Annotated in this window: 12 protein-coding genes; 6 read left to right on the top strand and 6 right to left on the bottom strand. The window is 62.0% G+C overall.

The features are described 5' to 3' along the window. Position 1 precedes the first annotated feature (1 nt). Positions 2 to 1318: an amino acid ABC transporter permease gene (locus WDB88_RS12785; protein ID WP_339108053.1), complete on the top strand. Its 1317-nt coding sequence runs from the start codon at positions 2 to 4 to the stop codon at positions 1316 to 1318. A 15-nt stretch (positions 1319 to 1333) separates the two neighbouring features. Next, positions 1334 to 2116 (top strand): amino acid ABC transporter ATP-binding protein, encoded by a 783-nt coding sequence (locus WDB88_RS12780; protein ID WP_339108052.1) that lies wholly within the window; start codon positions 1334 to 1336, stop codon positions 2114 to 2116. 297 nt (positions 2117 to 2413) lie between these two features. Here WDB88_RS12780 and WDB88_RS12775 read toward each other — a convergent pair whose 3' ends face one another. Beyond that, positions 2414 to 2935, bottom strand: a complete 522-nt coding sequence (locus tag WDB88_RS12775) for a histidine phosphatase family protein (protein WP_339108051.1) — start codon at positions 2933 to 2935, stop codon at positions 2414 to 2416. A 130-nt stretch (positions 2936 to 3065) separates the two neighbouring features. Beyond that, positions 3066 to 3944 (bottom strand): acetylglutamate kinase, encoded by an 879-nt coding sequence (argB, locus tag WDB88_RS12770; protein ID WP_339109538.1) that lies wholly within the window; start codon positions 3942 to 3944, stop codon positions 3066 to 3068. Positions 3945 to 4093: 149 nt separating this feature from the next. On the opposite strand from argB, the gene WDB88_RS12765 reads away from it, so the two are divergent. Beyond that, a complete protein-coding gene (locus tag WDB88_RS12765) occupies positions 4094 to 4822 on the top strand; it encodes an SDR family oxidoreductase (protein ID WP_339108050.1) in 729 nt (242 codons plus the stop codon). Positions 4823 to 4909: 87 nt separating this feature from the next. On the opposite strand, the gene WDB88_RS12760 is transcribed toward WDB88_RS12765, so the two are convergent. Then, positions 4910 to 5113 carry a SlyX family protein gene (locus WDB88_RS12760; protein WP_339108049.1) on the bottom strand — a complete coding sequence of 68 codons (204 nt, stop codon included), beginning with the start codon at positions 5111 to 5113 and terminating at the stop codon, positions 4910 to 4912. A 164-nt stretch (positions 5114 to 5277) separates the two neighbouring features. Between WDB88_RS12760 and hisS the strand changes: the two genes are divergently transcribed. Genes hisS through hisG form a run of 3 tightly spaced genes read left to right on the top strand, consistent with a single transcriptional unit; the run spans position 5278 to position 8554 of the window. Continuing rightward, positions 5278 to 6780, top strand: a complete 1503-nt coding sequence (hisS, locus tag WDB88_RS12755; protein WP_339108048.1) for a histidine--tRNA ligase — start codon at positions 5278 to 5280, stop codon at positions 6778 to 6780. Then, on the top strand, positions 6780 to 7850 hold the full coding sequence (locus tag WDB88_RS12750) for an ATP phosphoribosyltransferase regulatory subunit (RefSeq protein ID WP_339108047.1): 1071 nt from the start codon (positions 6780 to 6782) through the stop codon (positions 7848 to 7850). The genes hisS and WDB88_RS12750 overlap by 1 nt, the downstream gene beginning before the upstream one ends. Beyond that, positions 7847 to 8554 carry an ATP phosphoribosyltransferase gene (gene hisG / locus WDB88_RS12745; protein ID WP_339108046.1) on the top strand — a complete coding sequence of 236 codons (708 nt, stop codon included), beginning with the start codon at positions 7847 to 7849 and terminating at the stop codon, positions 8552 to 8554. The genes WDB88_RS12750 and hisG overlap by 4 nt, the downstream gene beginning before the upstream one ends. Before the next feature lie 27 nt (positions 8555 to 8581). Here the strand turns inward: hisG and WDB88_RS12740 are convergent, their stop codons facing one another. The 3 genes from WDB88_RS12740 to mrdA are packed head-to-tail and all read right to left on the bottom strand — an operon-like array spanning position 8582 to position 12636. Further along, positions 8582 to 9523 carry a glyoxylate/hydroxypyruvate reductase A gene (locus WDB88_RS12740; protein ID WP_339108045.1) on the bottom strand — a complete coding sequence of 314 codons (942 nt, stop codon included), beginning with the start codon at positions 9521 to 9523 and terminating at the stop codon, positions 8582 to 8584. A gap of 9 nt (positions 9524 to 9532) precedes the next feature. Further along, a complete protein-coding gene (rodA, locus tag WDB88_RS12735; protein ID WP_339108044.1) occupies positions 9533 to 10672 on the bottom strand; it encodes a rod shape-determining protein RodA in 1140 nt (379 codons plus the stop codon). A gap of 17 nt (positions 10673 to 10689) precedes the next feature. Continuing rightward, positions 10690 to 12636, bottom strand: a complete 1947-nt coding sequence (mrdA, locus tag WDB88_RS12730) for a penicillin-binding protein 2 (RefSeq protein ID WP_339108043.1) — start codon at positions 12634 to 12636, stop codon at positions 10690 to 10692. Between the last annotated feature and the right edge of the window lie 27 nt (positions 12637 to 12663).

Below are 12663 nucleotides of genomic sequence, written 5' to 3'. Positions count from 1 at the left end.
GATGAGCGATACACATGCACAAACCGTGGCCTATGTGCGCGACACCATGTTGCCGCAGCAAGAGCCGCCTTCGGCCCAGTCCGGCGCGGTGAAATGGCTGCGCGAGAACCTGTTCTCCGGCTGGAGCAACACCGTCCTGACCCTTCTGGGGCTGGCCGTCGTCTATATGTTTGTCATGCATTTCTATGCGTGGTTCCTGCATGGCGTCTGGAATGCCGATAGCCTGTCGCAATGTCGCAAGATCATTGCCGATACATGGGGCGAGGGCGCGAACGGTGCCTGCTGGGCGGTGATCAAGCATCGCTGGAACCAGATCATCTTCGGCTTCTATCCGAGCGATCTCTACTGGCGTCCGACCCTGACCTTCGTGCTGCTTTTCGTCGCGATTGCGCCGGTGCTGTTCTCGCAGTTGCCGCGGATGCTGCTGGCCTTCTCGGTGGCCTATCCGCTGCTGGCCCTATGGCTGCTGTGGGGCGGCTCTCTCTGGCCGGTGATCATGATCGCCGTGGGCTTTGCGCTGGGGTTTGCCGCGCTGCGTCTGGTGACGCCGCTGAACAAGGTCCTGGCGGTGGCGGCGGCCATTGTGCTGCCGGTGCTGTTCTGGCTCTATGCCACCGATCCGGTCGATGCCGCGCTGTCCGCAGTGCTGCCCGTCGCCATCACGCCGGTAGGCTCGAACCAGTTCGGGGGCTTCCTGCTGGCCATCGTGATCGGGGCAGGGGGCATCGGCCTGTCGCTGCCCTTGGGGATCATGCTGGCGCTTGGCCGCCAGTCGAATATGTTCCTGATCAAGACGCTCTCGGTGATCTTCATCGAGTTCATCCGTGGCGTTCCGCTGATCACGCTGCTGTTCGTGGCCTCGACCCTGCTGAACTACTTCCTGCCGCCGGGCACCAGCTTCGACATCATCCTGCGGGTGATGATCCTGGTGACGCTCTTCTCGGCGGCCTATATCGCAGAGGTTATCCGTGGCGGTCTGGCAGCCTTGCCGCGTGGCCAATATGAGGCCGCCGATGCGCTGGGTCTGGATTACTGGAAAGCACAACGGCTGATCATCCTGCCGCAGGCGCTGAAGATCTCGATCCCGGGTATCGTGTCGACCTTCATTGGCATGTTCAAGGATACGACGCTGGTGACCTTCGTGGGCCTCTATGATCCGCTGAAATCCATCCCCGATGCAATCCGCAACAACTTCGAATGGAAGGGGATCTACTGGGAACCCTTCATCTTCGTGGGGGTGATTTTCTTCCTCTTCAACTTCGGCATGTCGCGCTACTCGATGTATCTCGAGCGCAAGCTGAAACGTGACCACCGATAAGGAGGCCAGAGACTAATGGCTGATATGACTATGGCACCTGCTGCTAATCCGAAGGCTTCCGACGAGGTCGCAATCCGTATCGAGGGCATGAACAAGTGGTACGGCCAGTTCCACGTTCTGCGCGACATCAATCTGACCGTCACCCGTGGCGAGCGGATCGTGATCGCGGGGCCCTCGGGGTCGGGGAAATCCACCATGATCCGCTGCATCAACCGTCTGGAAGAACACCAGTCGGGCAAGATCATCGTGGACGGCACCGAGCTGACCAATGACCTGAAGAACATCGACAAGGTGCGCTCGGAAGTCGGGATGGTGTTCCAGCACTTCAACCTCTTCCCGCATCTGACGATTCTGGAAAACTGCACGCTGGCACCGATCTGGGTCCGCAAGATCCCGAAGAAGCAGGCGGAAGAAACCGCGATGCATTTCCTTGAAAAGGTGAAGATCCCCGATCAGGCCCATAAATATCCGGGCATGCTTTCGGGCGGCCAGCAGCAGCGTGTGGCGATTGCCCGCTCGCTGTGCATGATGCCGAAGATCATGCTGTTCGACGAGCCGACCTCGGCGCTTGACCCCGAGATGATCAAGGAGGTGCTCGACACCATGATCGAACTGGCGGAAGAGGGCATGACCATGCTCTGCGTGACCCACGAGATGGGCTTCGCGCAATCCGTGGCTGACCGCGTGATCTTCATGGCCGATGGTCAGATCGTGGAGCAGAACAACCCGCATGACTTCTTCCACAACCCGCAGTCGGAACGCACCAAGCAGTTCCTGAGCCAGATCCTCAATCACTGAGACTGGCGTCGGTTAGGGCGCGGAGGGGGCATCGCCCCCGACCGGATCGGCTTGGGGTTCAATGCCCCAGGCCGATCCGGCCCCCATTGTCGGATACCCTCAGGGCCGTGGGGCGCGTTCCCATCGGCCCTTTTCCATGCCCTCGCTCATGGCAGCAGGCGGCAGGCGCCGCGGGTAAATCCATCTCGGTCGGGCAATCGCCTGAAAGAAAAGCGCCCCGAAACCTGCCGAAGCCGCCAGCGACAGAGGCTTCGGCCTGCAGGCCCGAAGAGGTCACCGAAGAGTTGATATGGCAGCTTAGCCGCGGCGGCTGGGGGTGAAGAAATCGATCACCGACCCGCTGCCCGGTTTCAGCTCGGCCCAGCTATCGATCTGGAAATCCACCACCAGCGTTGCACAGGTCACATAGCGGCGGAAATCCGAGGAGAGCGGCACCCGCGCGGGCAGGCTCGCGGCAAAATCCGCAATGCCGGGATTATGTGCCAGCATCATGACCGTCGGCATATGTGCCTGCCGGAGCGTGGCCAGTAGCTGTGCGGCATTGGCCTGATAGAGTTCGGGGATGAAATGCTCGGCTGGCAGGCTCTCCAGAACCGCGCCTTTGACCCGCGCCCATGTCTCTTTTGTGCGCGCCGCAGGCGAGCAGAGCACTTCTTCCGGCTCCAACCCGCGCGAGGCCAGAAAATCCCCCAGCTCGGTTGCCGCAAAGCGGCCTCGCTGATTGAGGGGCCGGTCAAAATCATCTTGGGTCGGGTCGTCCCAGCTGGACTTGGCATGTCGCGTCAGGATCAGGCGGCGATACCCGGCAGGAGTCGTCATAAGGCAAGCCCTTCTGTCTAAGGTGAAATTGTGATCACTTGGCAGTCCGGATCACAGGCTCACTGTGCCAAGCCTGCCCTGATGCGGCAAGCCCCCTCGGAAGGGAGCTTGCGATTTCCGTCGCGGCGCGTCAGGCCGTTTGCGGCTTTACGCGCGGCGTGCTGGAGCGGATCATCGATCCGGCGCCGCCTTCGGTAAACAGCTCCAGCAGGCAGGCATTGTCCACACGTCCATCCAGAATGACCACCGCCCGCACACCTGCCTCCACGGCGGCCAGCGCGGTTTCGGTCTTGGGGATCATGCCGCCCGCGATCGTGCCATCGGCGATCATGGCCCGCACTTCCTCGGGGGTCATCTGCGTGACGACCTCACCGGCCTTGTTTTTCACGCCTTTCACATCGGTTAGCAGAAGCAGGCGGTCGGCCTTCAGCGCGCCAGCAATGGCGCCGGCTGCGGTATCGCCATTCACGTTGAAGGTCTCGTTATCCTTCATGCCGGTGGCAACAGGGGCGATCACCGGAATGATGCCCGCATTATACAGATCGCGGATCACCTGCACATTCATCTCGACGGGGCGGCCCACAAACCCCAACTCGGGGTCATCGGCCTCGCAGACCATCAGGTCGTCATCCTTGCCGGAGATCCCTACGGCACGGCCGCCCTCATCCATGATCGCCTGAACGATGCGCTTGTTCACAAGGCCGGTCAGCACCATCTCGACCACTTCGACCGTGGCCTTGTCGGTGACACGCTTGCCGCGCACCCAATCGGATTTGATGCCCAGCTTGTCGAGCATCTCGTTGATCATCGGACCACCGCCATGCACCACCACGGGGTTCACGCCGACCTGTCGCATCAGCACGATGTCGCGGGCGAATTGCGCCATGGCGTCATCATCGCCCATGGCGTTGCCGCCAAATTTCACAACGACGACGGCTCCGGAATAGCGCTGCAGATAGGGCAGGGCTTCGGAAAGGGTGCGGGCGGCGGCGGGCCAGTCTTGTTTCATGGTCTGGGGTCTCATGCGCTGTCTCCGTGAAGATGAACCTTGTTAGGACGTTCTGCGCGAAGTGTGAAGAGCATGCGACAGAACGTGAGGCCTTGCGGTTCCCGACAGAACTACTAGGTCTTGTCTGTATCTATCAGGAGAGTCGTATCATGGACGAACGCAAGGTGATCCTACTGACCGGAGCCAGCCGCGGGATCGGCCATGCCACCGTGAAACGGTTCGACCGTGAAGGCTGGCGGGTGCTGACCTGCTCGCGGCAGCCTTTCGACCCGCGTTGTCCCTGGGGCGGCGAGGATGACCATATCCAGCTGGATCTGGCCGACCCCCAGCAGACGATGAATGCCATTGCCGAAATCCATAACCGTCTCGATGGCAAGCTACATGCGCTGGTCAACAATGCGGGGATTTCGCCCAAAACCAAAGAGGGCGGGCGGCTTTCCGCGCTGGAAACCGATCTGCGGACATGGGGGCAGGTGTTCCATGTGAATTTCTTCGCCTCCATCGTGCTGGCACGCGGGCTGAAGGAGGAACTCTGCGCGGCGAAAGGCTCGGTGGTCAATGTGACCTCGATCGTGGGTTCGCGGGTGCATCCCTTTGCGGGGGCGGCCTATGCCACATCCAAAGCAGCCCTCAAGGCGCTGACCCGTGAAATGGCCCATGATTTCGGGCCTCTGGGGGTGCGTGTCAATGCCATCGCCCCGGGCGAGATCGAGACCTCGATCCTGTCGCCCGGCACCGAGAAAATCGTCGAGAATATCCCGATGCGCCGTCTGGGTCAGCCTTCCGAAGTGGCCGATCTGATCTATTATCTCTGTTCGGATGCCTCAAGCTATGTCACGGGCACCGAGATCGAGGTCAATGGCGGCCAGCACGTCTGAACAGGGCGCCCGAAGCCGCCCAAAGGGGCGGTCTTCGCGAGGCGCAAGGGGCTCGATGCCCCGATGCGCCGAGGCCCCCAGAAATAATCACCAATGCGGGGGGCGCTGGTCGGCCAGAGGAATCGCGCTGCTGTCGTCATATTCGCGCTGCGCCTCGCGCTCCAGAAGCATCGACACCCGATGCTCCAGCTTGGTGATCTGCCCGTCCTGACGCGCCACCACATCCGACAGGTCCTCGACCATGCGGGTCAGATGGGCCAGTTTCTCTTCCAGTTGCGTGCTGCGATCCATTCCGCTCTCCACTGCCAAGGGTGGCCGAGCCACCCGAAAGGTCTGGCGCGCTTATGCCATGCCTGCGCGCGAAGGGAAATCATCATTCCAACCGCCCCCCAAAGCCTTGCCCCCTTTGGCGCAAGCCGCTATTGCCTTGGCCACAACCAGTATTGGGAAAGACCATGGCCAAGCAGAAGAAACAGCCCCGCCCCAAGGCCGAAGCGCCGAAAGGCTTCCGCGATTACTTCGGTTCGGAAGTGACCGAGCGTCAGGAAATGCTCGCAACCATTGCCGAGGTCTATCGTTCTCATGGGTTCGACCCGCTGGAAACCTCGGCTGTGGAAACCGTCGAGGCGCTTGGCAAATTCCTTCCCGATGTGGACCGCCCCAATGCTGGCGTTTTCGCATGGCAGGAAGAAGACGACGGCAAATGGCTGGCACTGCGCTATGATATGACCGCCCCCTTGGCGCGGGTCGCAGCGCAATTCCGCAATGACCTGCCCAGCCCCTATCGTCGCTATACGATGGGCCCCGTCTGGCGCAATGAAAAACCCGGCCCGGGCCGTTTCCGCCAGTTCTATCAATGCGATGCCGATACGGTTGGTTCGGGCACCGTGGCCGCCGATGCCGAGATCTGCGGCATGCTCTCCACCGCGCTCGAAGCTGTGGGTATTCCACGCGGCGACTACCTTGTGCGCGTGAATAACCGCAAGGTGCTGAATGGCGTGATGGAGGTCGCGGGCGTGCTGGATCCCTCCGACCCGACCCGTTTCGAGGAAGAGCGCGGCACCGTCCTGCGCGCCATCGATAAATTCGACAAATTCGGCGAAGAGGGCGTGCGGCTTCTGATGGGGCCGGGGCGTCTGGACGACTCGGGCGATTTCACCAAAGGCGCAGGCCTGACCCCCGAGCAATGCGATATCGTGATGGGCTTCATGTCCGCCAAACGCGCGACTGGCACCGCCACCGCGGCGCGTCTGCGCGAATTGGTCGGCGGCTCGCTGATCGGAACCGAGGGCGTGAATGAACTCGAACAGATCGCGGAACTGCTGGATATTCAGGGCTTTGGCTCGGACCGCATCGAGATTGATCCGTCCGTCGTGCGCGGTCTTGGCTATTACACCGGCCCCGTTTTTGAAGCCGAACTCACCTTTGAAATCCTTGACGAAAAGGGCCGCAAACGCCAGTTCGGCTCGGTCTCGGGCGGCGGGCGCTATGATGATCTGGTGAAACGTTTCACCGGCCAAGAGGTGCCTGCAACGGGCGTGTCGATTGGCGTGGACCGCCTGCTGGCCGCGCTGCGTGCCAAGGGCCGGATCGGTGCCAGCCACCAAGGCCCAGTGGTCATCACCGTGATGGACCGCGACCGGATGGGTGAATACCAGCTGATGGCCGCCGAGCTGCGCGCCGCCGGTATCCGCGCCGAAGTCTATCTGGGCAACCCCAAGAACTTCGGTAACCAGCTGAAATACGCAGATAAACGCGAAAGCCCCGTGGCTGTGATCCAAGGCTCGGATGAGGCGGATCGCGGCGTGCTGCAGCTTAAGGATCTGGTGCTTGGCGCGAAGCTTGCGCAGGAAGCCAGCCTTGAGGAATGGAAATCGCAGCCCGCTCAGGTCGAGGTCTCGCGCGCCGATCTGGTGGCCGAGACGCGCAAGATGCTGGCCCGCTACGAGGTGAAATAATGGCGACCAAGACCGAGGCCCGCGCCACCGGCCAGCGCATCCTGCAATCCTTCCTCTCGGCAGGGGCGCAAGAGATCCAGCCCGATATTCTGCAACCCGCCGAGGTGCTCTTGGACCTTTACGGCGAAGATATCCGCGCCCGCGCCTATGTCACCCATGATCCCGGTCAGGGCGAGATGATGCTGCGCCCCGATTTTACCGTGCCCGTGGTGCAGGCGCATATGGCAGGCGGCGCCGAGCCTGCGCGCTATTGCTATCTGGGAGAGGTTTTCCGCCGTCAGGATCATCTTGGGTCCGCCCGCGCGGTGGAATACCAGCAGGTGGGCTATGAGGTTTTCGACCGCGAGGACCCAGAAACCGCCGATGCCGAGGTTTTCGCGCTGTTCAACGGGCTTCTGTCGCGGCTGGGTCTGACGGCCACCATCGGTGATTTCGGCATTCTGCGCGCGGCGGTGGACGGGCTCGACACGATGCCCGCCCGCAAGGCGGCGCTCTCGCGTCATATCTGGCGGCCCGCGCGGTTCCAGAAACTGCTTCAGCGTTATGCGGGGCTTGTGCCCGTGCCCGAGACGCGTCGCGAGACGCTGGGTGGCATGCGCTCGGAAGCGCCTTGGATCGGCTTGCGGTCTTCGGGCGAGATGGAGCTGCGGATTTCCGTGCTGAAGGAAGAGGCCGAGGCCGCGCCAATTTCCCGCGCCGATGTGGATAAGCTGGATGCGCTGTTTGCGCTGAATTGCGCCGCCGCGGATGCGCCTGCCGCACTGCGTGCGCTTGATATCCCCGCGATTGCTCCGGCGATCGAGCGGCTGGAAACGCGTCTGGCGGCGCTCAAGGCCCGCCGGATTGATCTGGGCGCTTTGCGCTTTGACGCAAGCCACGGGCGCTCGACGATGGAATATTACGACGGCTTCGTGTTCAGCTTTGCCACCGAGAACCCCGATATGCCGCCTGTGGCCACCGGCGGGCGCTATGACGCGCTGACCCGCATTCTGGGGCAGGGTGCCGAGATTCCGGCCGTGGGCGGCGTCATCCGTCCGGGCGTATTGGCAGATCTGGAGGCAGGCCGATGAGCATGATCAAGCTGGGTGTGCCGTCCAAGGGGCGGCTGATGGAAAAGACCTTTGCGTGGTTCGCGGAACGCGGCGTGACGCTGAAGCGCACGGGGTCCGACCGCGAATATGCGGGTGCTGTCGAAGGGGCCGAGGGCGTTGAACTGGTGCTGCTGTCGGCCTCCGAGATCCCGCGTGAACTGGCGGCGGGGCGTATCCATCTGGGTGTGACGGGCTCTGATCTGGTGCGCGACAAGCTGGTGGATTGGAACAAGCAGGTGGTCGATCTGGCACCGATGGGCTTTGGCCATGCCGATCTGATCATCGCCGTGCCCGATTGCTGGGCCGATGTCGATACGCTGGAAGACCTTGATGCCGTGGCCCATGCTTTCCGCGTGACCCACGGCATGCGGCTGCGGATTGCCACGAAATACCACCGTCTGGTGCGCGAATTCCTGACCCGCGAGGGTGTGGCGGATTACCAGTTGGTCGATAGCCAAGGCGCGACCGAGGGCACGGTGAAGAACCTCACCGCCGAGGCGATTGCCGATATCACCTCTTCGGGCGAAACGCTGCGGGCCAATCACCTGAAGATCCTGTCGGACGGCATGATCCATCAGTCGCAGGCAACGCTCTTTGCCTCCCGCTTGGCGGACTGGGGTTCGGTTTCTGACAATTTCGCCCGCTTTGCGGCGCAGCTACAGGTCGAGACGCAGGATCTGTGACAGGAAAGGCGCCCTAGGGCGCCTTTTTCAATAGCCGCGTGTCCGGTCGACCTGATGCAGCAGGGGCTGTCCGGCCTCGGCCCGCGCGATGTTTTCGGCCACCATTTTTGACGCCGTCTCGGGGCGGGTGGCTGCGGCGATATGCGGGGTCACGGTCACGCGGGGATGCGCCCAGAAGGGATGGGCCTCGGGCAGCGGTTCCACTCGGAAGACATCCAGCACCGCATGACCGATCTGCCCTGCATCCAGCGCGGCCAGAAGGGCGTCGTCCACCAGCACCGTGCCGCGTCCGGGGTTCAGGATCACCGCCCCCTCGGGCAGAAGCGCCAGACGCGCGGCATCCAGCAGATTGGTGGTCTCGGGCGTTTGCGGCAGGATCGTCACCAGCACCTCGGCGCTAGAGAGCGCCTGCGTCAGACCCGCCTCGCCATGTAGGCAGGTGAGGCCGTCAATGGCCTTGGCACTGCGGCTCCAGCCGGTCACATCAAAGCCCACCTGCGCCAGCATTCTTGCACAGGCCTGCCCCAAAGCTCCCAAGCCCAGAACGGTCACTTTGCGGTCTGATGCCAGAGGGGCCGCACGGTCATTGCGCCAGACGCCATCCTGATGGGCACCAAAGAAGCCCAAGCCCAGATGGTGGTGCATCACATGGCCCAGCACCCATTCCACCATACCCTTTTCCAGCCCCTCATCGACCATCCGGCACAGAGGCTGTGTGAGGGTGGTATTGCCCACGATCTTCTCGACCCCCGCCCAAAGCGATAGCACGGCGCGGGCCTTGGTATAGGGGCTGAAGTCCTGCAAAGGGCCTGCGGGCGCATAGACGATATACTCCACCAGAGCAGGGTCCAGCCCTTCGTGATAGGGGATGAGCTCGGCGTGGAGACCCTTGTCCTGCAAGGCTTTCGGAAGGCAGTGGCGGTAATCGTGCCAGTCGTCTTCGGTGGCGGCAAAGAGGATGCGGGGCATGAAAGGCTCCTATCGGGGGCGATGGATATGGGCGCTTTGCACAAGGCCGAAGGCGGCAAGCAGGATCATCATCGCGGTTCCGCCATAAGATACAAGCGGAAGCGGCACACCCACCACCGGCATCAGCCCCATCACCATCGCCATATTGATGGCGAAGAACAGGAAGAAGGTGCCTGCGATCCCCAATGTCAGCAAGGAGGAGAACCTGTCCTTGTTCCGCAAGGCCGAATGCACCGAAAAACCGATGATCCCCGCATAAAGGCATAGCAGGGAGAAAGCACCGACAAAGCCGAATTCCTCGGCCAGTGTGGTGAAGATAAAGTCGGTATGTTTCTCGGGCAGGAAGTTCAGCCGCGATTGCGTGCCCTGCATATAGCCGCGCCCGTGCAGCCCGCCCGACCCCAGCGCAATCTGGGCCTGCATGATATTATAGCCCGCCCCCAGAGGGTCGGCACCCGGATCAAGGAAGGTGTCGATGCGTTTATACTGGTAGTCATGCAGAAGCTGCCAGTCGGTGCCGCGGCTTTCCATGACGGTAAAGACAAGAGCGCAGACAAGGGCGATGACCGTGCCGAAATACCAAAGGCTGACACCGGCGCAGAACATCACCAGCCCGCCCCCCGCAACCAGCAGGACGGCGGTGCCCAGATCGGGTTGGGTCAGCACCAGAAAGGTGGGCAACAGGATCAGGATCACGGGGATCAGCACCCAGATCGGGCGCGACACCTTCTTGACGTCCAACCAGTCATAATAGGCCGCCAACAGCATCACAGCGGCGATCTTCATCAACTCGGAAGGCTGGATACGGACCGGCCCGATTTCCAGCCAGCGCTGCGCCCCCATGCCGATCGCCCCGAACAGCTCCACCGCCAGAAGCAGCAGCAGTGCCACCAGATAGATCAGCGCCGAGACATTGCGCCAGAACCAGATCGGCGTGAAGCCCACGATGAACATCGCCGCGATGCCGATGCCGAAACGTTCCATCTGCGGCTCGGCCCATGTGTGGATATCCCCGCCCGCCACGGAATAAAGCATCAGAAAGCCCACCGAAGCGACCGCCGAAAGCAGGATCACCAGCGGCCAGTTGATGAACAGGATCTTGCGCAGACCCGTGGGGACGGTTTTGAGATTGGATTCAAGATAGCTCATGCAATGGTCCTCGCATCTCAGGCGCGGCTGGTGCCGGAGGGTTTGGCCAGATCGGGATCAACCAGATTCAGCTTCGAGAACCGCTCTTCGATCTGGGCGCGCTGGCTTTTGGGGTAGGCATCCAGCGGCGGCAGGCCACCTGCCAGTGCAAACAGCATGACATCGCGTGCAATCGGGGCTGCCGCGGTCGAGCCGCCCATCCCGTGTTCGACCACCACCGAGACCGCATAGCGCGGATTATCGACCGGTGCGTAGCATACGAACAGCCCGTGATCGCGGCGCTTCCACGGCAGCTGGTCATTGCGGATCACCCCGCGCGCCCGTTCGGCGGCGGTGATGTTCCGCACCTGACTGGTGCCGGTTTTGCCCGCCATACGCCATTCGGCCTTGACCACTTTGGATTTGGCCGCCGTGGCATGGACACCATTGACCACCGCGTCCATCCCGCGCCGGACATTATTGAGCATGGCGTCCGGCATGCTCAGATGTGCGGGCTCGGGGCGGGGCACTTCGATGCCGTTCTTGGACTTGATGATATGGGGCGTGATTTCCTTGCCCGAGGCGATCCGCGCCGCCATGATGGCCAGTTGCATCGGCGAGACAAGCACATAGCCCTGACCGATCGAGGCGTTGACAGAATCGCCCACCTGCCAGTCCTTGCCGAAACGGTCGCGTTTCCAGGCGCGCGTCGGGGCGATACCGTCTTTGACGGCCGACATCGGCAGGTCCGGTTTCTGCCCGAAGCCAAGCCGTTCGGCCATGGCCGACATCCGGTCGATCCCGACCCGCTGGGCCAGTTCGTAATAATAGCAGTCGCAGGACTGTTCGAGGCTCTGCATCATGTTCAGATAGCCGTGGCCCGCATGTTTCCAGCAGTGGAAACGGCGACCGGAAATTTCGGTAAAGCCGCGGCAATAGATTTTCTCGTCCGGCGTCACCAGACCGGCCTCCAGCGCGGCCAGCGCCGTGACCATCTTGTAGGTGGAGCCCGGCGGGTAGAGGCCCTGCACGGTCTTGTCGGCCAGAGGGCGGTGGTCATCTTGGGTCAGGGTCTTGTAATCATTGACAGAGATGCCACGCACAAAGAGGTTGGCATCGAAAGACGGGGCCGAGGCGCAGGCCAGCACATCGCCATTGGTTACGTCGATCACCACGCAGGCGGCGGATTCATCGCCCATCCGTTGCAGGGCGAAATTCTGCAATTTGTAATCCAGCGTCAGTTGCACATTCTCGCCCGGCGTGCCCTCGCGGCGGCCAAGCTCGCGCATTTCGCGGCCCGCGCTATTGACCTCGACCTGACGCTGACCGGCTTTGCCGCGCAATTCGTCTTCCAGTTTGGCTTCAACGCCCAGTTTGCCAAGCTGGAAGCCCGGCAGCATCAGAACGGGGTCGGGGTTCTCGATCTTGGACAGGTCATAGTCGGAAACCGGCCCGACATAGCCCAGAATATGTGCGAAATCCTCGTGGCGGGGGTAAATGCGCGACAGCCCCACCTCGGGGGTGACACCCGACAGGGCCGGCGCATTTACCGCCACGCGCGAAAACTCCTGCCAGCTGACACGGTCGGCCACGGTCACCGGCACGGTGCGCGGACGTTTGCGCAATTCGGCCAGCATATCCGTGACCTGTTCATCGGTCATCGGGATCAGCTCGCGCAGATCTGCCATTACCCGATCAAGGTCATCGACATCCTCGCGCGTGATCGAGATCCGGTAAAGCTGTTCATTTCCGGCAATCAGCAGGCCATTCCGTTCGTAGATCAGACCGCGCGTGGGGGGGATCAGCCGGAACTTGACCGAGTTGCCCTCGGCCAGCATCCGGTAATTCTCGGAATCCTCCAGCTGCATCTTGCGCATCCGCATGGTGAGAATGCCCATCACACCAAGCTGGATGCCGCCCAGCATGAGACCGCGCCGTGTGATGCGGCCCTGACTTTCCCGGATCGTCTTTTCGGTCTGTTTCATGCGCTGTCCTTTTCAGAAAATCCTGAC

The sequence above is a fragment of the Thioclava sp. GXIMD4216 genome, assembly GCF_037949285.1.
GTDB lineage: Bacteria > Pseudomonadota > Alphaproteobacteria > Rhodobacterales > Rhodobacteraceae > Thioclava > Thioclava litoralis.
The sequence above is the reverse complement of the archived record's forward strand: the minus strand, read 5'-3'. Positions and strand labels throughout refer to the sequence as shown.